This is a genomic window from Streptomyces sp. NBC_01171 (assembly GCF_045039805.1).
Classification (GTDB): domain Bacteria; phylum Actinomycetota; class Actinomycetes; order Streptomycetales; family Streptomycetaceae; genus Streptomyces.
This window is the reverse complement of the sequence record NZ_CP108609.1, coordinates 5,470,878-5,491,335: the sequence shown is the minus strand read 5'-3', so window position 1 is coordinate 5,491,335 and position 20,458 is coordinate 5,470,878. Positions and strand designations below refer to the sequence as shown.

Sequence of the window (20,458 nt, the reverse complement as noted above, 5' to 3'; positions counted from 1 at the left end):
CCGCGAGCGCGGGCCGGGGAAGGCCCGGTGCGCTCGCGGCCGGTCAGGGTCCGCCGGGTGGGGTCAGACCTGGAGCAGCGCCTCCAGGGGGGCGCCGTTCAGGGCGGACTCCAGGCGGGCACGACCCTGAAGGAAGCCCAGCTCCATGAGGACGGCGACGCCACAGACCCGTGCGCCGGCGCGCTCGATCAGCTTGATCGCGGCCTCGGCGGTGCCGCCGGTGGCGAGCACGTCGTCCACGATGAACACGCGGTCACCGTCGGACAGGTCCTCGGCGTGCACCTCGATCTCGGCGGAGCCGTACTCCAGGTCGTACGCCTGGCGCAGCGTCGCTCCGGGGAGCTTGCCGGCCTTGCGGACGGGGATGAAGCCGAGGCCCGCGCGGACGGCGACCGGCGCGCCCAGGATGAAGCCCCGCGCCTCCAGGCCGACGATCTTGGTGGCCCCGGTGGCCGTGGCGAGCTCCGCCAGCGTGTCGGTGAGGGCCGTGAACGCGGCGGGGTCGGCCAGGAGCGGGGTGATGTCCTTGAACATCACGCCCGGCTCCGGATAGTCGGCCACGTCGCGGATACGGCTGAGCAGCAGCTCCTGGATGGAGGTCATCGGCGCTTTCCAGAGGGTCGGCCGCGGCCCCGGTTGCGGGTCGCGGACTGGTCGCGCGGGCCCACCACAGCGGGCGCCGCGCCGTCGGACGGTTCTCCGGCGGCGGACCGGGACTCCCCCTGGTCCTCTCCGGCGGCGGCCTGGGCACGCTTGGCCAGGACCCGCTTCCTGAGGGCCTTCATCGCCGGCTCGCGCTCCTTGAGGTCGGCGACGAGCGGGGTGGCGATGAAGATCGAGGAGTACGCGCCGGCCGCGAGGCCGACGAACAGCGACAGGGAGATGTCGTTGAGGGTGCCCGCTCCGAGGAAACCGCCGCCGATGAACAGCAGGCCCGCCACCGGGAGGAGTGCGACCACCGTGGTGTTGATGGAGCGCACCAGGGTGCTGTTGATCGAGTGGTTGGCGATGTCGCTGAAGGTGAAGCGGGTCTGCTTGGTGATGCCCTTGGTCTGCTCCTTGAGGCTGTCGAAGACGACGACCGTGTCGTAGAGCGAGTAACCGAGGATGGTCAGCAGACCGATGACCGTGCCGGGCGTGACCTCGAAGCCGACGAGGGCGTAGATGCCGACGGTGATGGTGATGTCGTGGATCAGCGCGACGAGGGCCGCGATGGCCATGCGCCACTCGAAGGCGATGGCCAGGTAGATCACCACGAGCACCATGAAGATCGCCAGGCCCTGCCACGCCTTGTTGGCGATCTGCTCGCCCCAGCTCGGGCCGACCAGGTCGGCATTGAGCCGCTCGGGGTCGAGCTTCAGGTCCTTGGCGAGGGTCTGCTTGACCTGGTCGGACTTGGCGGTGTCGAGGCCCGCGATCTGGATGCGCAGGCTGCCGTTGCCGAGCTTCTGCACGACGGCCTCGTGGCCGGAGGCGTCGTGGGCGTACTCCTCGACCTGGGCGACCGAGGCGCTCATCTTGGTCGGCGTGGTGAAGACGGCGCCGCCCTGGAAGTCGATGCCCATGTTCAGGCCGCGCACCGCCAGGCCGAGGATGGCCGTGATGGTGATCAGGATGGAGACGCCGTACCAGATCTTGCGCTTGCCGATGAAGTCGTAGCTGACTTCACCGCGGTGCAGCCGCGCGCCGAGGTTACCGAGTTTCGACATCGCTCACGCCCCCTTGGGGTCGACGGGGCCCGTGGTGGGACCGGAGGGACGGCGGGTGCGGCGCAGTGGGGGCTTGGCGCCCAGGCTCTGCGGGTCGAGGCCGGACCACTTGTGGCCGTCGGCGAAGAACCTGCGGCGAGCCAGCAGCGTCATGAGCGGCTTGGTGAAGAAGAAGACCACGACGACGTCGAGGACGGTGGTCAGGCCGAGCGTGAACGCGAAGCCCTGGACCTTGCCGACGGTGACGATGAACAGCACGGCGGCGGCGAGGAACGACACGAAGTCGGAGACCAGGATGGTGCGCCGGGCGCGCGGCCAGGCCCGCTCGACGGCGGGGCGCAGCGTGCGGCCCTCGCGGATCTCGTCCCGGATGCGCTCGAAGTACACGATGAACGAGTCCGCGGTGATACCGATGGCGACGATGGCACCGCAGACGGCGGGCAGGTTCAGCGCGAAGCCGATGCCCGGGCCGAGCAGCGACATGATCACGTAGGTGAGGATCGCGGAGACCAGCAGGGAGGCCATGGCCACCAGCGACAGACCGCGGTAGTAGGCCACCAGGTAGATCACGACCAGCACGAGGCCGATGGCGCCCGCGAGAAGGCCCGCCTTGAGCTGCTCGCCACCGAGGGCCGCGGTGACCGTGGTGACGGTCTCCTCCTGGAAGGACAGCGGGAGCGCGCCGTAGGACAGCATGTTGGCGAGGCTCTGGGCCTCTTCCTGGGTGAACCGGCCGGAGATCTCGGCCTGGCCGCCGGTGATGGCCTGCTGCACGTACGGGCTGGAGACCACGTCGCCGTCGAGGACGATGCCGAACTCGTTCTGCGGCTGCTGGTTCTTGGCAAGCTCGCCGGTGATGTCGGCGAACTTCTTGGCGCCGGAGGAGGTGAAGTTCATCTGCACCTGCCAGCCGGAGGCGCCCTGGGTGTCGAAGACCGCCTTGGCGTTCTTCACCTCGGTGCCGTCGACGGCGGCGGGGCCGAGGACGTACTTGTACCAGACCTTGTTGATCTCACCGCAGGCCACGGTGGGCTGGCTCGGCTTGCCGGCCTGGCCGACCTTGGCGCGTTCGGCGGGCTTGGTGCAGTCCAGGGCCGCGTACTGGGCCTGGAGCTTCGCGGTGTCCGCGGTGCCGCCGCTGGGGGCCGGGGAGGGGGCGCCGGAGGACTTGGCGCTCGGGGAGCCGGTGGGCGACGGGGTGGCGTCGGCCTTCAGCGCGTCGCTGACGGCGCGGCCCTGCGAGGTGGCCGTGGCGTTCGGCGAGGGGGCGCCGGAGGGCGAGGTCGCCTTCTGGTCGCCGGAGGGGCTGGCGGCCGGGCTCGGGGACCCGCTGGCGCCGGAGGAGGTGCTCGGCGACGGCTTGGGGGTCGCGCCGCCGCTGGGCTCGCTGGCCAGGACCGGGCGGAAGTACAGCTTGGCGGTGGTGCCGACCTGCTGCTGGGCCTCCTTGGAGTTGGTGCCCTTGGGGATGTTGACGATGATGTGATCGTCGCCCTGGGTCTGCACCTCGGCCTCGGAGACACCAAGACCGTTGACACGGCGGTTCATGATGTCGACCGCGGTGTCCATGTTGGCCTTGTTGATCGCCGACCCCTGGTCGGCCTTCGCCTTGAGCGTGATGCTCGTACCGCCGGCAAGGTCGATGCCGAGACGCGGGGTGGTGTGCCCGGAGAGGAACATTCCCCCGGTCATCGCCACGATGGCGATCAGGATGAGGACCAGCGAGCGCCCTGGCTTGCTCTGGGCACTCGCGCCCCGGCCCTTCTTAGGTGCTGCCACCTTCTCGTACTCCCTCTCGGGCCGCCCGGTGCGCCGTGGGCGCCGGTGGCCATGACATGGTGTCGGGATTCCGTGCGGGAAAACGTGCGGGAAACCGAGCCGTCCGGGGCGTACCGCGCGCCCGGTGAAAGGCGCCGGGACGCCCCGGGGACGTGACTACTTCGCGTCGGTGTCGCCGTCGGTCTTCTTCGGCGCCTCGGTCGGCTCGGCCGCCTCCGCCTTGTTCACGACGGTGTCGTCCTTGGCGGCGGGCTCGACGGTCTCCGCCTTGTCGGCGAGCGTCTTGTCCTCGGCCACGGCGGTCTCCTCGGCGGCGTCCTTCTTGCCGAAGTCGACGGCCTTGTGCTCGGCGTCGGCGGCGGTGAGGGAGGAGGCGTCGTCCGGGACGATCTCGGAGTCCGACTTAAGGTCGTGCTCGATGCCGTGGATGATGCGGTTGTACTCGTCGTCGGAGAGGACGGCGCCGATCGCGTTCTTGGCGAAGATCAGCTCGACGCCCGGCCCGGCGTCGAGGAGGACGGTGTCCTCCGTGACCTCCTTGACCGTCGCGTACATCCCCCCGATCGTGCGCACGCCCGAACCGGGCTGCATCTCGTTCCGCATGTTGGCGGCCTGCTGCTGCTTCTTCTTGGCCGAGCGCGTCATCAGGAACATGACCGCGATGAGCACGATGAAGGGGAGAAGGGTATAGACATTCACGAGACGGAATTTCCTTCGCGTGACCGCGCGGTGAGCGGCCTGTTGGAGGGGGCTGGTCGGCGTCGCCCACAAGGGCGGCATCGGCGGAGTCTAAGCGAGTCCGCGCGCATGGAACAACGCTCAGCATGGCACCTGGGTTCCTCCTGGGGCCAATGCGCCGGTCTCACGCCCCGAACAGGTCCTGTTGTCCGCTTCCCGTGGCCGGCCGCTGCGGCGGGGTGAGACCCAGATGCGCCCAGGCGGCCGGGGTGGCCACGCGTCCGCGCGGGGTGCGGGCGAGCAGGCCCTCGCGCACCAGGAACGGTTCGGCGACCTCCTCCACCGTCTCGCGTTCCTCCCCCACCGCGACGGCCAGCGTGGACAGGCCCACCGGGCCGCCGCCGAACAGCTTCAGCAGCGCCTCCAGCACGCCCCGGTCGAGCCGGTCGAGGCCGCGCGCGTCCACCTCGTAGACGGCGAGGGCGGCCGATGCGATGTCCTCGGTGATCAGGCCGTCCGCCTTGACCTGGGCGTAGTCCCGCACCCGGCGCAGCAGCCGGTTGGCGATACGGGGCGTGCCGCGGGAGCGGCCGGCGATCTCGGCGGCGCCGGACGGGTCGATCTCGACGTCCAGCAGGGCGGCGGAGCGGTGCACGACCCGCTGGAGTTCGCGCGGCTCGTAGAACTCCATGTGCGCGGTGAAACCGAAGCGGTCGCGCAGCGGGGGCGGCAGCAGGCCCGCGCGCGTGGTGGCGCCGACCAGGGTGAACGGGGGCAGCTCCAGCGGGATGGCGGTGGCGCCGGGGCCCTTGCCGACGATGACGTCGACGCGGAAGTCCTCCATCGCCATGTACAGCATCTCCTCGGCGGGCCGGGACATGCGGTGGATCTCGTCCAGGAAGAGGACCTCGCCCTCCTGGAGGGAGGAGAGGATCGCGGCGAGGTCGCCGGCGTGCTGGATGGCGGGGCCGGAGGTGATCCGGATGGGGGCGCCCATCTCGGCGGCGATGATCATCGACAGGGTGGTCTTGCCGAGGCCCGGGGCGCCGGAGAGCAGCACGTGGTCGGCGGTGGCGCCCCGCGCGCGGGCGGCGCGCAGCACGAGGTCGAGCTGTTCGCGCACCTTCTCCTGGCCGATGAACTCGCCGAGGTCCTTGGGACGCAGGGCGGCTTCGACGGCCTGGTCCTCCCGGTCGGCGGCGGTGTCCACCAGCCGTTCCGCGGCGGCGCCGTCCGTCGTGTCGTCCCAGTTCACTTCAGGTGCTCCTAGGGGATGCGCGCGGGTCAGCGGGCGCGGTTCAGGGTCTGGAGGGCGGCCTTGAGCAACTGGCCGACCTGGGGGGTGCCGCCCGCCGCCTCGGCCTGGGGGGCCACGGCGGACACGGCCTCGTCGGCCTCGCGGGTGGCGTAGCCCAGGCCGATGAGGGCCGCGTGCAACTGGTCGCGCCAGCCCTGGCTGACCGGGGCGCCGACGGCGGGGGCGCCGACGGGGGCGCCGAGCCGGTCCTTCAGCTCCAGCAGCAGTTTCTGCGCGCCCTTCTTCCCGATGCCGGGCACGGCGGTGAGGGCCTTCTCGTCGGCGGTGGCGACGGCGCGGCGCAGCGCGTCCGGGCGGTGCGTGGCGAGCATGGCCTGGGCGAGGCGGGGGCCGACACCGCTGGCGGTCTGGAGCAGCTCGAAGACCTGGCGCTCGTCGTCGTCGGCGAAGCCGTACAGGGTGAGGGAGTCCTCGCGGACGACGAGGGAGGTGTGCAGCCGGGCGTCCTGGCCGACGCGGAGCTTCGCCAGGGTGTCGGGCGTGCACTGGACGGCCATGCCGACCCCGCCGACCTCCACGACCGCCGAGTCGGGGGCGAGGGCGGCCACGGTGCCGCTGACGAAGGCGATCATGCCGTTCGGCCTTTCGTTGCGTGGGCGGTGCGCGGGCCCGTGTTCTGGGCCGGTTTCCGGGCCGTGTGCTGGGCGACCGCTTGCTGGAGCCGGTTCTGGGCGGGGGCGCGCCAGATGTGGCAGATGGCGAGCGCGAGGGCGTCGGCGGCGTCGGCGGGCTTGGGGGGCGCGCTGAGCCGGAGCAGCCGGGTGACCATGGCGCCGACTTGGGCCTTGTCGGCGCGGCCGGTGCCGGTGACGGCTGCCTTGACCTCGCTGGGGGTGTGCAGGGCGACCGGGATGCCGCGCCGGGCCGCGCACAGCATGGCGACGGCGCTGGCCTGGGCGGTGCCCATGACGGTGCTGACGTTGTGCTGGCTGAAGACGCGCTCCACGGCGACGAACTCCGGCTGGTGCTCGTCCAGCCACTGTTCGAGGCCCTGCTCGACGGCGAGCAGCCGGTGGCTCAGCTCGGCGTCGGGGGGCGTACGGACGACACCGACGCCGACCATGGTGAGCGGCCGTCCCGCGACCCCGTCGACCACGCCCACCCCGCACCGCGTCAGTCCGGGGTCCACCCCGAGTACGCGCACCGCGCCCCCAACCCTTCTGTGCGGCTGAACCGCCGCCGCTCTCGCGGAGGTGGCTGAGCACCGTCGTGGTCCCTCGACTGATGGTCGCGGCCCGTGGACGGTGATCTTCTGAACACCGCCAGGCTAGCCGCTGCCACTGACAACGACGACGGGCCGGCAGGAGGTGTCCCGCCGGCCCGTCGAGCCGTTCCGCCAAGCCCGCGGCAGCGTTACGCGTCGACCTTCTCCATGACCTCGTCGCTCACGTCGAAGTTGGCGAAGACGTTCTGGACGTCGTCGCTGTCCTCGAGGGCGTCGATCAGCTTGAAGATCTTCCTGGCACCGTCCTCGTCCAGCTCGACCTGCATGGTCGGGACGAAGTTGGAGTCGGCGGAGTCGTAGTCGATGCCGGCTTCCTGGAGGGCGGTGCGGACCGCGACCAGGTCGGTGGCCTCGCTGAGCACCTCGAAGGACTCACCGAGGTCGTTGACCTCCTCGGCACCGGCGTCCAGGACTGCGCCGAGCACGTCGTCCTCGGTCAGCTCGCCCTTGGGGACGATGATGACGCCCTTGCGGTTGAACAGGTACGACACCGAGCCGGGGTCGGCCATGTTGCCGCCGTTGCGGGTCATGGCGACGCGGACGTCGGAGGCGGCACGGTTGCGGTTGTCGGTGAGGCACTCGATGAGCACCGCGACACCGTTGGGGCCGTAACCCTCGTACATGATCGTCTCGTAGTCGGCGCCGCCGGCCTCCAGGCCGCCGCCGCGCTTGACCGCGGAGTCGATGTTCTTGTTGGGGACCGACTGCTTCTTAGCCTTCTGGATGGCGTCGTAGAGCGTCGGGTTGCCCTCGATGTCGACTCCGCCCATGCGGGCCGCGACCTCGATGTTCTTGATGAGCTTCGCGAAGAGCTTGCCGCGCTTGGCGTCGATCACGGCCTTCTTGTGCTTCGTCGTAGCCCATTTAGAGTGGCCGGACATCTGCCTGTCTCCTTCGCGTAACCCGATCCGATACGGACTCCCCCGGCGCTGGGAGAGCCTGAGGGGTACCGCCGCAGATCCTACAAGGACTCCGGTGTCCGGTTCGCGCGGACCATGTCGACGAAGAGCGCGTGCACGCGGTGGTCGCCGGTCAGTTCCGGGTGGAAGGAGGTGGCGAGCACGTTGCCCTGGCGTACGGCGACGATGTGGCCGTCGTGCTCGGCGAGCACCTCGGCGGCGGCGCCCACGGACTCGACCCAGGGGGCGCGGATGAAGACGCCCTCGACCGGATCGCCGTCGACGCCCTTGACGCCGACCGCCGCCTCGAAGGACTCGTTCTGCCGGCCGAAGGCGTTGCGGCGGACGATCATGTCGATGCCGCCGATGGTCTCCTGGCCCGAGCGCGGGTCGAGGATCTTGTCGGCGAGCAGGATCAGCCCGGCGCAGGTGCCGTAGACGGGCATGCCCTCGCGTACGCGGGCGCGCAGGGGTTCCATCAGGCCGAAGAGGACGGCCAGTTTGGAGATGGTGGTGGATTCGCCGCCGGGCAGGACGAGGGCGTCCACCTCGGCGAGTTCTTCGGGGCGCCTGACCGGCCTGGCCACGGCGTCCGCCGCGGCCAGGGCGATGAGGTGCTCCCGTACGTCGCCCTGGAGGGCCAGGACGCCGATCACGGGGGTGTGCATGGTGATGGGGGTCCCTACCAGCCGCGGTTGGCGTAGCGCTCGGTCTCGGGGAGGGTGTCGCAGTTGATGCCGACCATGGCCTCGCCGAGGTTGCGGGAGGCGTCCGCGACGATCTTCGGGTCGTCGTAGAAGGTGGTGGCCTTCACGATGGCGGCGGCGCGCTTGGCCGGGTCGCCGGACTTGAAGATGCCGGAGCCGACGAAGACGCCCTCGGCGCCGAGCTGGCGCATCAGGGCGGCGTCGGCCGGGGTGGCGACGCCACCGGCCGAGAACAGGACGACGGGGAGCTTGCCCAGCTCGGCGACCTCCTTGACCAGCTCGTAGGGGGCGCGCAGCTCCTTGGCGGCGGCGAACAGCTCGTTGTGGTCGCAGCCGCGGAGCTTGGCGATCTCGCCCTTGATCTGGCGCAGGTGGCGCACGGCCTCCACGACGTTGCCGGTGCCGGCCTCGCCCTTGGAGCGGATCATGGCCGCGCCCTCGGCGATGCGGCGCAGGGCCTCGCCCAGGTTGGTGGCACCGCAGACGAAGGGGGTGGTGAACGCCCACTTGTCGGAGTGGTTGACCTCGTCGGCCGGGGTGAGCACCTCGGACTCGTCGATGTAGTCGACGCCGAGGGACTGGAGCACCTGGGCCTCGACGAAGTGGCCGATGCGGGACTTGGCCATGACCGGGATCGAGACGGCGTCGATGATGCCCTCGATCATGTCCGGGTCGGACATCCGGGCCACGCCGCCGTCCTTGCGGATGTCGGCCGGGACCCGCTCCAGGGCCATGACGGCCACGGCGCCCGCGTCCTCGGCGATCTTCGCCTGCTCGGCGTTGACCACGTCCATGATGACGCCGCCCTTGAGCTGCTCGGCCATGCCGCGCTTCACACGGGCGGTGCCGGTCTCGGGACCCTGGTTGTCGATGATGGACACGCGTGACCTCACTGGTGGGTAAGACGGTTTCTGCACCCTTGAGGAAACGCGACCGGACCAGGCCACATCAAGGGCCAATGGGAAGCCGGTGGATCGTTTTGTCCCGGCGTGCCCCCGTGGGATCCCGCTCAGGCGACCCGCTCGACCAGCGCGGTGGGCGGTTCGTCGTCCATCTCGAAGGCCAGCGGGAACGGCGCGTGCCCGGCCAGCCGGAACCAGCGGACCTTGCGGTGCTCGCGCAGCCGGCGGGCGGCGCCCACGGCGTCGTTGTGGAAGCGGCGGGCCATCGGCACCCGGCGCACCGCCTCGGCCAGCTCGTGCGCCGCGTCCTCGCCACCGGGGGCGGCCCGTACGCCCTCCACCTGGCGGGCGTCCTCGAACACGGCGCGCAGCGCCTGGCTCAGCTCGCTCTCCGCGACCTCGCGCTGCTCCTCCTCGGCCTGCCGGGCGGCGTGCGCGGCCTCGTAGAGCACGATGGAGGCGGCCGGGTCCAGGACGCCGGAGGTGGCGAGTTCCTGCGCCACGGACGCCCGGCGCAGCAACTGCGCGTCCAGGGCGGCGCGGGCGGCGTCCATGCGTACGTGCAGCCGGTCCAGCCGTCCGGCTGTCCAGCTCAGGTAGACGCCGATAGCCAGCAGCGCGACGAGAATCCAGATGAGGGTGAGGATCACGCGCGAAGGTTATCGGTGGAGGGCGGGGCGCTCGCCTCCGCGTCCCGCTCACGGGCCAGGCCGAACCGCGACCACAGGCCCGGCCGCTCGTCGGTGGCGACCGCCGCGGTGCCGGTGGTGACCGTCTCGTACACCGAGAGGATGTCCGCGCCCACGGTGGACCAGTCGAAGCGGCGCACATGGTCGCTGCCCCGCTCCCGCAGCTCCGCCCGGCGCTCGGGGTCGGCGAGCAGAGTCACGGCCTTCTCGGCGAGCGCGTCGGCGTCCCCGTTGGTGAAGACCTCGCCGGCCTTGCCCTGGTCGAGGACCTGGACGAAGGCGTCCAGGTCGGAGGCGAGGACGGGGGCGCCCGCCGACATGGCCTCGACCAGGATGATGCCGAAGCTCTCGCCGCCGGTGTTGGGCGCCACGTACAGGTCGACGCTGCGCAGGAAGCGGGCCTTGTCCTCGTCGCTGACCATGCCGAGGAACTCCACGCGGGAGCGCAGCTCCTCGGGCAGCTCCTCGACGGCCGCCTCCTCGTCACCCCGGCCCGCGACCAGCAGCCGCGCCTCCGGGTGCGCGGCGACGATCTTCGACAGGGCCCGCATCAGCACCGGCAGACCCTTGCGGGGCTCGTCGATGCGCCCTATGAAGCCGATGGTGCCGCCCTGCCACTCCGCCTTGGGCTCGGCGTCGGCGAAGAAGTCCACGTCGACCCCGTTGGGGATGACCACCGCGTCCCCGCCCAGGTGCTCGACCAGGGTGCGCCGGGCGTACTCGCTGACCGCGATCCGGGCGCTGATCTTCTCCAGCGCGGCCTGGAGGATCGAGTAGGCGGCGATCATGGCGCGGGAGCGCGGGTTGGAGGTGTGGAAGGTGGCCACGATGGGCCCCTGCGCCGCCCAGCAGGTGAGCAGGCCGAGGGAGGGCGAGGTCGGTTCGTGGATGTGCACCACGTCGAACGCGCCGTCGTGCAGCCACCGCCGCACCCGCGCGGCCGACAGGAACCCGAAGTTCAGCCGGGCCACCGACCCGTTGTACGGCACCGGCACCGCGCGGCCCGCCGAGACCACGTAGGGCGGCAGCGGGGTGTCGTCGTCGGCCGGGGCGAGCACGGAGACCTCGTGGCCGAGGCGGATGAAGTACTCGGCGAGGTCCCGGATGTGGAACTGGACGCCACCGGGCACGTCCCAGGAGTACGGGCAGACGATCCCGATTCTCACGCGGGTCCCTTCGCCGGATCGAGGTCGGCGAGCCACAGCCGCTGGAGCATGTGCCAGTCCTCCGGGTGCTCCGCGATCCCGGAGGCGAAGGCGTCGGCCAGCGCCTGGGTCATCACGGCCGTCTTCTCGATCCGCGTACCCACCTCGGGCACCTCGACCGGCGGGTGCACCCGGCCCTGCATCACCGGCGAGTCGTCGTACCAGAGGGTGACCGGGAGCAACTGGGCGCCGGTCTGCTGGGCGAGCAGGGCGGGCCCGGCGGGCATCCGGGCGCGCTCGCCGAAGAAGTCGACCTCGACACCGCTCGCCGACAGGTCCCGGTCCGCGACCAGGCAGACCAGGCCGCCGTCGCGCAGCCGCCGGGCCAGGGTGCCGAACGCGGAGGCCCCGCTGTGCGCCAGCACCTCCATGCCCAGGCCCTCGCGGTAGGCGACGAACCGGTCGTACAGCGTCTCCGGCTTCAGCCGCTCGGCGACGGTGGTGAAGGGGATGCCGAGGGTGGTGGTGACCCAGGCGCCGGCCAGGTCCCAGTTGGCCAGGTGCGGCAGCGCCAGTATCACGCCCTTGCCCGCGGCCAGGCCGTCCGTCAGATAGTGGGCGCCCTTGGGGTCGAAGCCGGTACGCACCCGCTCCGCGCTCCAGGCGGGCAGCCGGAAGGACTCCATCCAGTACCGCAGGTAGGAGCGCATGCCCGCGCGGGACAGCTCCGCGAGCCGCTCCGGGGAGGCGCCCGGCACCACACGCGCGTAGTTGGCCTCCAGCCGCTGGACACCCTTGCCGCGCCGCTTCCAGGCGGCGTCCGCGACGGTACGGCCCAGCCGGGCGGCGACCGGTTCGGGGAGCTTCTTGACGGTGCTCCAGCCGAGCCCGTACAGCCCGTCGGCGAGACGTTCGGCGGTGCTCACTTGGCCGCCTCGCTGCCGGCGTCGAGCCGGGCCGCCTCCTCCGCCTCGGCGGACTCCCGGCGCACGGTCACCACCCGCTGCACCAGCGTGACCAGGCTGCCCACCGCGACGATCCACAGCGCGACCGGCAACAGGTACTGGATGCCCGGCACCCCGAACTTGTGCAGCCCCGCGAAACCGGCCGCGACCAGCGAGATCACCAGCCGCTCGGCCCGCTCCACCAGCCCGTTCACCGCCACCGGCAGCCCGATCGCCTCGCCGCGCGCCTTGGTGTACGACACCACCTGGCCGCTGGCCAGGCAGAAGATGGATACCGCGCACAGCACGTTGTCGTGGCCGTTGCCCGCGTACCAGAGGGCGAAGCCACCGAAGATCGCGCCGTCCGCGACCCGGTCCAGGGTGGAGTCCAGGAAGGCGCCCCAGCGGCTGGAGCGGCCGAGCTGGCGGGCCATGTTCCCGTCGACCAGGTCGGAGAAGACGAACAGCGTGATCACGATCGTGCCCCAGAAGAACTCTCCCCGGGGGTAGAAGACCAGCGCGCCCGCGACCACACCGGCGGTGCCGATGAGCGTGACGGCGTCGGGGCTCACCCCCCGCCGGATGAGAAACGCGGCGAACGGCGTGAGGACACGCGTGAAGAATGCACGCGCGTACTTGTTCAGCATGGCCTTCCCGACGGTCGGTGTCGCCGTGGCCCGTGGTGGCCGTCGGCTGGCCCATCGTAGCCACGCGCGCCCGCGCACGGGGGCGCGCACCCTCCGCCACGGCACGATCCGTGACCATCCACACGGTCCCCCACGGCCGCGACGGGCTCGTGGGGGACCGTCGTATGGACGCGGCATGACGGGAGTGGAAAGCTCGAAGGACCGCGGGCGCCGCCGGAGCCGCCGCACCCACGCGGGACCCCGCCGCGTTCGCGTCCCCGATGACCTCACCGTGCACGGGAGGCAGAACCATGGGCGACAAGACTCACGCACACCCCGGAGCCGCCGGCAGAGCAGTGACGGCCGACCACCCCGCGTCCGTACGGAACGTGGTGCTGGTCGGCCCCTCCGGATCGGGCAAGACCACCCTGGTGGAAGCCCTCGCACTCACCGCGGGGGCGGTGAACCGGGCGGGCCGCGTCGAGGACGGCGGCACCGTCTCCGACCACGACGACATCGAGCACCGCCAGCACCGCTCCGTACAGCTCTCGCTGGTTCCCGTCGAATGGGACGGCATCAAGATCAACCTCCTCGACACCCCCGGATACGCCGACTTCGTCGGTGAACTGAGGGCCGGTCTGCGCGCGGCGGACGCGGCCCTCTTCGTCGTCTCCGCCGCCGACGGCGTGGACGGCGCGACCCGGATGGTGTGGGAGGAGTGCCAGGCCGTCGGCATGCCCCGCGCCCTCGTCGTCACACACCTGGAGTCCGCCCGCGCCGACTTCGAGGAGATGACCCGGGTGTGCGCCGAGGCGTTCGGCGCCGACGACCCCGACGCCGTCCTCCCCCTCTACCTCCCGCTGCGCGGCCCCGCCGGACCCGACGGCCACACCCCGGTGACCGGCCTGGTCGGCCTGCTCTCGCGGAAACTCTTCGACTACTCCCCCGGCGAACGCAAGGAGTCCGAACCCGGCGAGGACCAGCTCCCCGCCCTGGAGGGCGCCCGCGACCGGCTCATCGAGGGGATCATCGCCGAGAGCGAGGACGAGACCCTCATGGACCGCTACCTCGGCGGCGAACAGGTCGACGTCAAGACTCTCGTCGAGGACCTCGAACGCGCCGTCGCCCGCGGCACCTTCCACCCCGTCCTCGCCGCCGCGCCCGCCGCCGAGGGCGCCCGCCAGGGCCTCGGCACCGTGGAACTCCTGGAACTCATCACCCGCGGGTTCCCCACCCCCTTCGAGCACCCCCTGCCCGATGTCACCGACATCGGCGGCACCCCCCGCGAACTGAGCCCCTGCGACACCGAGGGCCCCCTGGTCGCCGAGGTCGTCAAGACCTCCTCCGACCCCTACGTCGGCCGCCTCTCCCTGGTCCGCGTCTTCTCCGGCACCCTGCGCCCCGACGACACCGTCCACGTCTCCGGACACGGCCTCGCCGACCGGGGCCACGAGGACCACGACGTCGACGAGAAGGTCGGCGCCCTCTCCATGGCCTTCGGCAAGCAGCAGCGCCCGGTCCAGCAGGCGGTCGCCGGCGACCTGGTCTGCGTCGCCAAGCTCGGCCGCGCCGAGACCGGCGACACCCTCTCCGCCAAGGACGACCCCCTGCTGATGGAGCCCTGGCGGATGCCCGACCCGCTGCTCCCCCTCGCCATCCAGGCCCACAGCAAGCCCGACGAGGACAAACTCTCCCTCGGCCTCTCCCGCCTGGTCGCCGAGGACCCCACCATGCGCCTCGAACAGAACCAGGACACCCACCAGGTCGTCCTCTGGTGCCTCGGCGAGGCCCACGCCGACGTCGCCCTGGAGCGGCTCCGCTGCCGCTACGGCGTCCAGGTCGACGTCGTCCCGCACAAGGTGCCGCTGCGCGAGACCTTCGCCGGCAAGGCCGCCGGACGCGGCCGGCACGTCAAGCAGTCCGGCGGCCACGGCCAGTACGCCATCTGCGAGATAGAGGTCGAGCCGCTGCCCGGCGGCTCCGGCATCGAGTTCGTCGACAAGGTCGTCGGCGGCGCCGTACCCCGCCAGTTCATCCCCTCGGTCGAGAAGGGCGTCCGCGCCCAGGCGGCCAAGGGCGTCGCCGCCGGCCACCCCCTGGTCGACGTGCGCGTCACCCTGCTCGACGGCAAGTCCCACTCGGTCGACTCCTCCGACGCCGCCTTCCAGACCGCGGGCGCCCTCGCGCTGCGCGAGGCGGCCGCCGAGGCCCGCATCCACCTGCTGGAACCGGTCGCCGAGGTCGGCATCCTGGTCCCCGACGACTACGTGGGCGCCGTCATGAGCGACCTCTCCACCCGGCGCGGCCGCGTCCTCGGCACCGAACAGACCGGCGCCGGACGCACCCTGATCCGCGCCGAGGTACCCGAGTTCGAGATCGGCCGGTACGCCATCGACCTGCGCTCCCTCTCCCACGGCACGGCCTCCTTCAGCCGCGCCTACGTCCGCCACGAACCGATGCCGCCCCAAGTCGCCGAGAAACTGCGCGAACAGGCCGGCGAGACCCCGTAACTCCCGGCAACGGTGGGCGGCTTCGGCCGTCCGCCGACGCACGGGGTACCGCTGCCGATACGCTGGCCACCGGGTCCCGGCCCGGCCGAACCTGCGCCGTGGCCACGGGACATCGCAATGATGTCCGGTTCGGCAGGTGTGCGCGGCGGGGAAGCCGGGAAGGCCGCAGGAGCGACTCGGCGGCGATGGGGGCGGGAATGTCGGTAGGGACGGAGTGGGACGGGCCTCAGGTGCCCGTCTCCGGGGACGAGGGCCAGGCGGCGACCCTCGCACTGGCCTCGGCGGCCTACCGGGACACCCCCATGCTCGAGATCAAGAAGGCCGACAACGAGTGGCACGCGTCCACCGTCAAGCCCGGCCGCATCCCGCTCTTCCGCCCCAACCTGGGCGAAGCCTTCTCCCGCGCCGTCGCCGACCGCCTCCTCGCACCGGGCCGCAAGCCCCTGATCCAGTCCTTCGGTGCCGACCCCCAGGTCGTCGTCGAACACTGCCTGGCCGCCAACAACATCCGCCGCGAACGCGACAACAAGCTGACCCTCGTGATGGTCGTCTGCGGCCTGATCTTCCTGCCCGGCCTCCTCGCCTGGCTCCTGGTCTTCCTGCTCCGCTCGTTCCTGGCCAAGCGCGAGGGCCGGGCCGGGGCGCTGGGCACCGCGCTGCTCGCCGGAGTCGGCGTCCTCGCGGTGCTCTTCCTGCTCAAGCTGCCCTTCGGCGGCTTCTGGGGCTGGTACACCCGCGCCGCCGTCGTCGTCCCCGTCCTCGGCTGGTTCTGGGCCCGCCGCGTCTGCGAGCGCACCGCCGCCGACCTGCGCGAACGCTGGGCCGGACTCCTCTCGGGCAGCAGCGTCGGCGCCAAGGTCCCCGAGGCCGTCCCCCGCAGCCCCGGCGAGACCGCCGCCGAGCAGCTCCGCCAGTCCCTGGCCCGGCTCGGCGCCGAACAGCGCTCCAACTCCGTCTTCTACGCCGGGCCCAAGGGCATCCTCGGCATGGGCACCCGCTGGGGCTCCTGGCAGCTCGCCGAGGAACTCGTCTCCGCCGACCCCCCGCGCGAGATCCACCCCTTCCGGAGCTGGGACGTCATACGCGCCATCCACGACCAGCTCAGCCTGCTGGAGCGCGGCCCCCTCAACACCGGCGGCTTCCCCCGCCCGTCGGTACGGCACTGGATCGTCACCCCGATCGGGGAGAAGGCCGACGCGGTCTCCCGGCCCGACGGCACCGACGTCGAGGCGTTCCAGGTCAAGCCGCACGCCATACAGGAGATCTGCAACAAGCAGCAGTTCGGCAGCGGCGACCGGCACTACCTGGGCGTCCAGTGGACCCTGTGGGACGGCCAGCTCGTCCTCACCATGATGATCACGGTGACCGTCCTCCACGAGACCCTGCGCATCGAGGTCACGGGCCACGCCCTCGGCCCGGTCAACCCGCTCTTCCACACCAAGCCGGCCGCCCCCACCAAGGAGGTCGCCAAGACCCTCAAGCCGTGGGAGAACCGCACCGTCAAGCTCCCCCTGGTCCCCACCGACGAGGTCGTGCGGCTCGCGGTCCGCGCTCCGCTGACCTGGTTCACGCCCACCCTGAACTGGCTCGGCGGCTCCATCGGCCTCCCCGAGCCGTTCGGCCTGCGGCACGCCTGGGCCGACCAGCCCTGGCGCCATCGCTTCATGGCCGACGACGCCCTGCGCGCCGCCACCCCGGTCCTGCGAGTGGTGCACGCCGCCGCGATCAGGGTGCTCAAGGAGAACGGCGTGGACACCGAGAAGTTCGGCGCCCGCTCCGCGTTCCTCAGCGGCCTCGTCCAGGACCCGTCCCCGAGGAAGGCCGACCTCTACGACGCGTAGGCCCTTCGGCGGCTCAGCGGGAAGTGCCGCCCGCCCTCGCTGGTCAGCCCTGGAGGGGCCTCGTCCGCAAACGCCGGACGGGCTGGACCGTGGCAAGCCCGTCAGGCAGCGGGCCACGCCTCCGCCAGCATCTTGCGGGTGTCGCCCAGCAACTGCGGCAGCACCTTGGTCTGGCCCACCACCGGCATGAAGTTCGTGTCGCCACCCCAGCGCGGCACGATGTGCTGGTGCAGATGGGCCGCGATGCCCGCTCCCGCCACCGAACCCTGGTTCATCCCGATGTTGAACCCGTGCGCGCCGGACGCCGTACGCAGCGCCGTCATCGCCTGCTTCGTCAGCTCCGCCAGCTCGGTCGTCTCCGGACCGGTCAGATCGGTGTAGTCCGCCACATGCCGGTACGGCACCGTCATCAGATGACCGCCGTTGTACGGATACAGGTTGAGCACCGCGTACACATGCTCACCCCGGCGCACGATCAAGCCGTCCTCGTCCGATTTCGCCGGGATCGAGCAGAACGGGCAGCCGTCGTCCGCACCCGGACCGCTCGGCTTGTTCTCGCCCTGGATGTAGGCCATCCGGTGGGGCGTCCACAGGCGCTGGAACGCGTCCTGCGTCCCCACTCCGATCTGCTGCTCCGGCTCACTCGTCATGCAAGGCAGCATATGGCTTCGCCCGTTCGCGGCGTGTCGCCGGGGCGGCGGGAAGGGTCCCGGCAGCCAAGCTGGGCCGGTGGACCACGACAGAACCAGGACCCGCTGGGAGCGCCGCGTGGAGATGCCGCTCACCGTGGCGTCCTTGACGTTCCTCGGTTCCTACGCGGCCCTCGTCCTCGCCCCGGGTGCCGGCACCGGGTGGGACGACCTGTGGCTGGCACTGCTGCTGGTCTGCTGGGCCCTGTTCGCCGTGGACTACGCGATGCGCTGGCGGCTGAGCGGCCAGGGACCGCGTTTCGTACGCGCCCACTGGATGGACACCCTGGTCCTGTGCCTGCCCCTGCTGCGCCCGCTGCGGATCGTACGGATCTACGAGTCCCTGGGGCGCCGGCGCGGCCGGCCCCGGCTCCCGCTGTACGCGCGGGTCATCGCCTACTCGGGGATCTCCACCCTGCTGATGGGCTTCACCGGCGCGCTCGCGGTCTACCAGCAGGAGAGGGGCGCGCCGGCCTCGCACATGCGCACCTTCGGCGACGCCGTCTGGTGGGCCTGCTCCACCCTGTCCACCGTGGGCTACGGCGACGTCGTCCCGGTCACCACGGGCGGCCGGATCATCGCGGCGGCGATGATGGCGGGCGGCCTGGCCCTGCTGGGCGCGGTGACGGGGTCGTTCTCGTCGTGGCTGCTGCAGGTGTTCGCGCGGGAGGAGGACGAGGAACCCCCGAGGCGGCGGTGACGCCTCGGGGGTTCGTGTCGATCCGTCCGGGTCAGACCTGGACCCGCTCCGCCACGACCTTCTCGATCTTGGCGATGGCGTCCTCGAACGGGATGCCGTTCTCCTGCGAGCCGTCGCGGTAGCGGAAGGAGACGGTGTCCGCGTTCATGTCCTCGTCACCGACGATGATCATGAACGGCACCTTCTGGCGCTGGGCGTTCCTGATTTTCTTCTGCATGCGGTCGGAGGAGGAGTCCACCTCGACCCGCAGACCCTTCCGCTTGGCCTCGGCCGCGAACTTCTCCAGGTACTCGACGTGCGCGTCCCCGATCGGGATGCCCACGGCCTGCACCGGAGCGAGCCACGCCGGGAAGGCCCCCGCGTAGTGCTCCAGGAGCACGGCGAAGAACCGCTCGATGGAGCCGAACAGGGCGCGGTGGATCATCACCGGCCGCTGCTTGGAGCCGTCGGGGCCGGTGTACTCCAGGTCGAACCGCTCGGGCAGGTTGAAGTCGAGCTGGATGGTCGACATCTGCCAGGTCCGGCCGATCGCGTCCTTGGCCTGGACGGAGATCTTCGGGCCGTAGAACGCGGCGCCACCGGGGTCGGGAACCAGGGGCAGCCCCTGCTTCTCGGCGACCTGACGCAGGGTCTCGGTCGCCTCCTCCCACGCCTCGTCGGAGCCGACGGACTTCTCCGGGTCCTTGGTGGACAGCTCCAGGTAGAAGTCGGTCAGACCGTAGTCGCGCAGCAGGCCGAGGACGAAGGTGAGCGTCCGGTCCAGCTCCTCGGACATCTGCTCACGGGTGCAGTAGATGTGCGCGTCGTCCTGGGTGAAGCCGCGGGCCCGGGTGAGGCCGTGCACGACGCCCGACTTCTCGTACCGGTACACGGTCCCGAACTCGAAGAGGCGCAGCGGCAGTTCACGGTACGAGCGGCCGCGCGCGTCGAAGATCAGGTTGTGCATCGGGCAGTTCATGGGCTTGAGGTAGTAGTCCACGCCCTCGTCGAGCTGCATGGGCGGGTACATGCCGTCGGCGTACCAGTCCAGGTGGCCCGAGGTCTCGAAGAGCTTCCCCTTCGTCGCGTGCGGGGTGTAGACGAACTCGTAGCCCTCCTCCTCGTGGCGGCGCCGCGAGTAGTCCTCCATGACCCGGCGGATGATGCCGCCCTTGGGGTGGAAGACGGCGAGGCCGGAGCCGATCTGCTCCGGGATGGAGAAGAGGTCCAGCTCGTTGCCGAGCTTGCGGTGGTCGCGCTTCTCGGCCTCGGCGAGGAACTCCAGGTGCGCCTTCAGCTCGTCCTTGGACGGCCAGGCGGTGCCGTAGATGCGCTGGAGCATCGGGTTCTTCTCGCTGCCGCGCCAGTAGGCGGCCGCGTTGCGCATCAGCTTGAACGCGGGGATGTTGCGGGTGGAGGGCAGGTGGGGACCGCGGCAGAGGTCCTTCCAGCACAGCTCGCCGGTCTTGGCGTCCAGGTTGTCGTAGATGGTCAGCTCGCCGGCGCCCACCTCGACGTCCGCGCCGTCGTCGGAGGAGGCCGAGCCCTTGAGGCCGATCAGCTCCAGCTTGTACGGCTCGTCGGCCAGCTCGGCGCGGGCGTCCTCGTCGGAGACCACGCGGCGGGAGAACTTCTGGCCCCGCTTCTGGATCTCCTGCATCTTCTTCTCGATGGCCTTGAGGTCATCGGGGTGGAAGGGCTTCTCCACGTCGAAGTCGTAGTAGAAGCCGTCCTTGACCGGCGGGCCGATGCCCAGCTTGGCCTCGGGGAACAGCTCCTGCACGGCCTGCGCCATGACGTGCGCGGTGGAGTGGCGCAGGATGTTGAGGCCGTCCTCGGAGGAGATCTCGACGCCCTCGACCTCGTCGCCGTCGGACAGCGCGTAGCTGAGGTCCTTCAGCTCGCCCGCCACGCGCGCGGCGATGATCGAGCGCTCGCCCGCGAAGAGGTCGGCGGCGGTAGTGCCCGTCGTCACCACGCGCTCTTCCCGCTCGGAATCGCGTTGGATGATCACACGGACGTCTGACACCGGTCTCTCCTGACTGAAGGCTGAGTGCGGCGCCGTACCAGGAGCGCGCGCACAAGGGATCGTACCGACCCGCCCCCGCCGACCGCGAA

General features: G+C 71.2%; 19 protein-coding genes. 3 read left to right on the top strand and 16 right to left on the bottom strand.

Features of this window, described 5'->3' with window-relative positions:
• Positions 1-63: 63 nt before the first annotated feature.
• The 14 genes from OG448_RS25355 to pgsA form a co-directional block, all read right to left on the bottom strand.
• A complete protein-coding gene (locus tag OG448_RS25355; protein ID WP_405557122.1) occupies positions 64-603 on the bottom strand; it encodes an adenine phosphoribosyltransferase in 540 nt (179 codons plus the stop codon).
• Positions 600-1,709, bottom strand: coding sequence for a protein translocase subunit SecF (secF, locus tag OG448_RS25350; RefSeq protein ID WP_405557120.1), 1,110 nt, complete (start codon positions 1,707-1,709; stop codon positions 600-602). Before secF ends, OG448_RS25355 begins: the two co-directional genes overlap by 4 nt.
• 3 nt (positions 1,710-1,712) lie before the next feature.
• Complete coding sequence (secD, locus tag OG448_RS25345; protein ID WP_405557118.1) at positions 1,713-3,488, bottom strand: protein translocase subunit SecD; 1,776 nt, start codon at positions 3,486-3,488, stop codon at positions 1,713-1,715.
• Between the two features lie 156 nt (positions 3,489-3,644).
• Positions 3,645-4,187: a preprotein translocase subunit YajC gene (gene yajC / locus OG448_RS25340; protein ID WP_405557116.1), complete on the bottom strand. Its 543-nt coding sequence runs from the start codon at positions 4,185-4,187 to the stop codon at positions 3,645-3,647.
• Positions 4,188-4,350: 163 nt separating this feature from the next.
• Positions 4,351-5,421, bottom strand: coding sequence for a Holliday junction branch migration DNA helicase RuvB (gene ruvB / locus OG448_RS25335; RefSeq protein WP_405557114.1), 1,071 nt, complete (start codon positions 5,419-5,421; stop codon positions 4,351-4,353).
• A 29-nt stretch (positions 5,422-5,450) separates the two neighbouring features.
• Positions 5,451-6,056, bottom strand: a complete 606-nt coding sequence (gene ruvA / locus OG448_RS25330) for a Holliday junction branch migration protein RuvA (protein WP_030810686.1) — start codon at positions 6,054-6,056, stop codon at positions 5,451-5,453.
• Complete coding sequence (gene ruvC / locus OG448_RS25325; protein WP_405557111.1) at positions 6,053-6,628, bottom strand: crossover junction endodeoxyribonuclease RuvC; 576 nt, start codon at positions 6,626-6,628, stop codon at positions 6,053-6,055. The genes ruvA and ruvC overlap by 4 nt, the downstream gene beginning before the upstream one ends.
• Positions 6,629-6,837: 209 nt before the next feature.
• Complete coding sequence (locus OG448_RS25320) at positions 6,838-7,590, bottom strand: YebC/PmpR family DNA-binding transcriptional regulator (protein WP_391300005.1); 753 nt, start codon at positions 7,588-7,590, stop codon at positions 6,838-6,840.
• Between the two features lie 80 nt (positions 7,591-7,670).
• Entirely contained in the window at positions 7,671-8,276 is a 606-nt protein-coding gene (pdxT, locus tag OG448_RS25315) for a pyridoxal 5'-phosphate synthase glutaminase subunit PdxT (RefSeq protein ID WP_405557109.1), read from the bottom strand.
• Between the two features lie 14 nt (positions 8,277-8,290).
• Complete coding sequence (gene pdxS, locus OG448_RS25310; protein WP_030810697.1) at positions 8,291-9,196, bottom strand: pyridoxal 5'-phosphate synthase lyase subunit PdxS; 906 nt, start codon at positions 9,194-9,196, stop codon at positions 8,291-8,293.
• A gap of 128 nt (positions 9,197-9,324) precedes the next feature.
• Entirely contained in the window at positions 9,325-9,867 is a 543-nt protein-coding gene (locus tag OG448_RS25305; protein ID WP_405557107.1) for a hypothetical protein, read from the bottom strand.
• Positions 9,864-11,072, bottom strand: a complete 1,209-nt coding sequence (locus tag OG448_RS25300) for a glycosyltransferase family 4 protein (protein ID WP_405557105.1) — start codon at positions 11,070-11,072, stop codon at positions 9,864-9,866. The genes OG448_RS25305 and OG448_RS25300 overlap by 4 nt, the downstream gene beginning before the upstream one ends.
• On the bottom strand, positions 11,069-11,977 hold the full coding sequence (locus OG448_RS25295; RefSeq protein ID WP_405557103.1) for a phosphatidylinositol mannoside acyltransferase: 909 nt from the start codon (positions 11,975-11,977) through the stop codon (positions 11,069-11,071). Before OG448_RS25295 ends, OG448_RS25300 begins: the two co-directional genes overlap by 4 nt.
• On the bottom strand, positions 11,974-12,642 hold the full coding sequence (pgsA, locus tag OG448_RS25290) for a phosphatidylinositol phosphate synthase (RefSeq protein ID WP_391299996.1): 669 nt from the start codon (positions 12,640-12,642) through the stop codon (positions 11,974-11,976). Before pgsA ends, OG448_RS25295 begins: the two co-directional genes overlap by 4 nt.
• A 290-nt stretch (positions 12,643-12,932) precedes the next feature.
• Between pgsA and OG448_RS25285 the strand changes: the two genes are divergently transcribed.
• Both OG448_RS25285 and OG448_RS25280 read left to right on the top strand, forming a co-directional pair.
• Positions 12,933-15,131, top strand: a complete 2,199-nt coding sequence (locus OG448_RS25285) for an elongation factor G-like protein EF-G2 (protein ID WP_405557101.1) — start codon at positions 12,933-12,935, stop codon at positions 15,129-15,131.
• Between the two features lie 197 nt (positions 15,132-15,328).
• Positions 15,329-16,972, top strand: a complete 1,644-nt coding sequence (locus OG448_RS25280) for a hypothetical protein (RefSeq protein WP_405557099.1) — start codon at positions 15,329-15,331, stop codon at positions 16,970-16,972.
• Positions 16,973-17,073: 101 nt separating this feature from the next.
• Here the strand turns inward: OG448_RS25280 and OG448_RS25275 are convergent, their stop codons facing one another.
• Positions 17,074-17,634 (bottom strand): HIT domain-containing protein, encoded by a 561-nt coding sequence (locus tag OG448_RS25275; RefSeq protein ID WP_391299990.1) that lies wholly within the window; start codon positions 17,632-17,634, stop codon positions 17,074-17,076.
• Between the two features lie 67 nt (positions 17,635-17,701).
• Here OG448_RS25275 and OG448_RS25270 point away from each other — a divergent pair, with 67 nt between their 5' ends.
• Positions 17,702-18,361, top strand: coding sequence for a potassium channel family protein (locus OG448_RS25270; protein ID WP_405557097.1), 660 nt, complete (start codon positions 17,702-17,704; stop codon positions 18,359-18,361).
• A gap of 31 nt (positions 18,362-18,392) precedes the next feature.
• Here the strand turns inward: OG448_RS25270 and thrS are convergent, their stop codons facing one another.
• Complete coding sequence (thrS, locus tag OG448_RS25265; protein WP_405557095.1) at positions 18,393-20,369, bottom strand: threonine--tRNA ligase; 1,977 nt, start codon at positions 20,367-20,369, stop codon at positions 18,393-18,395.
• Between the last annotated feature and the right edge of the window lie 89 nt (positions 20,370-20,458).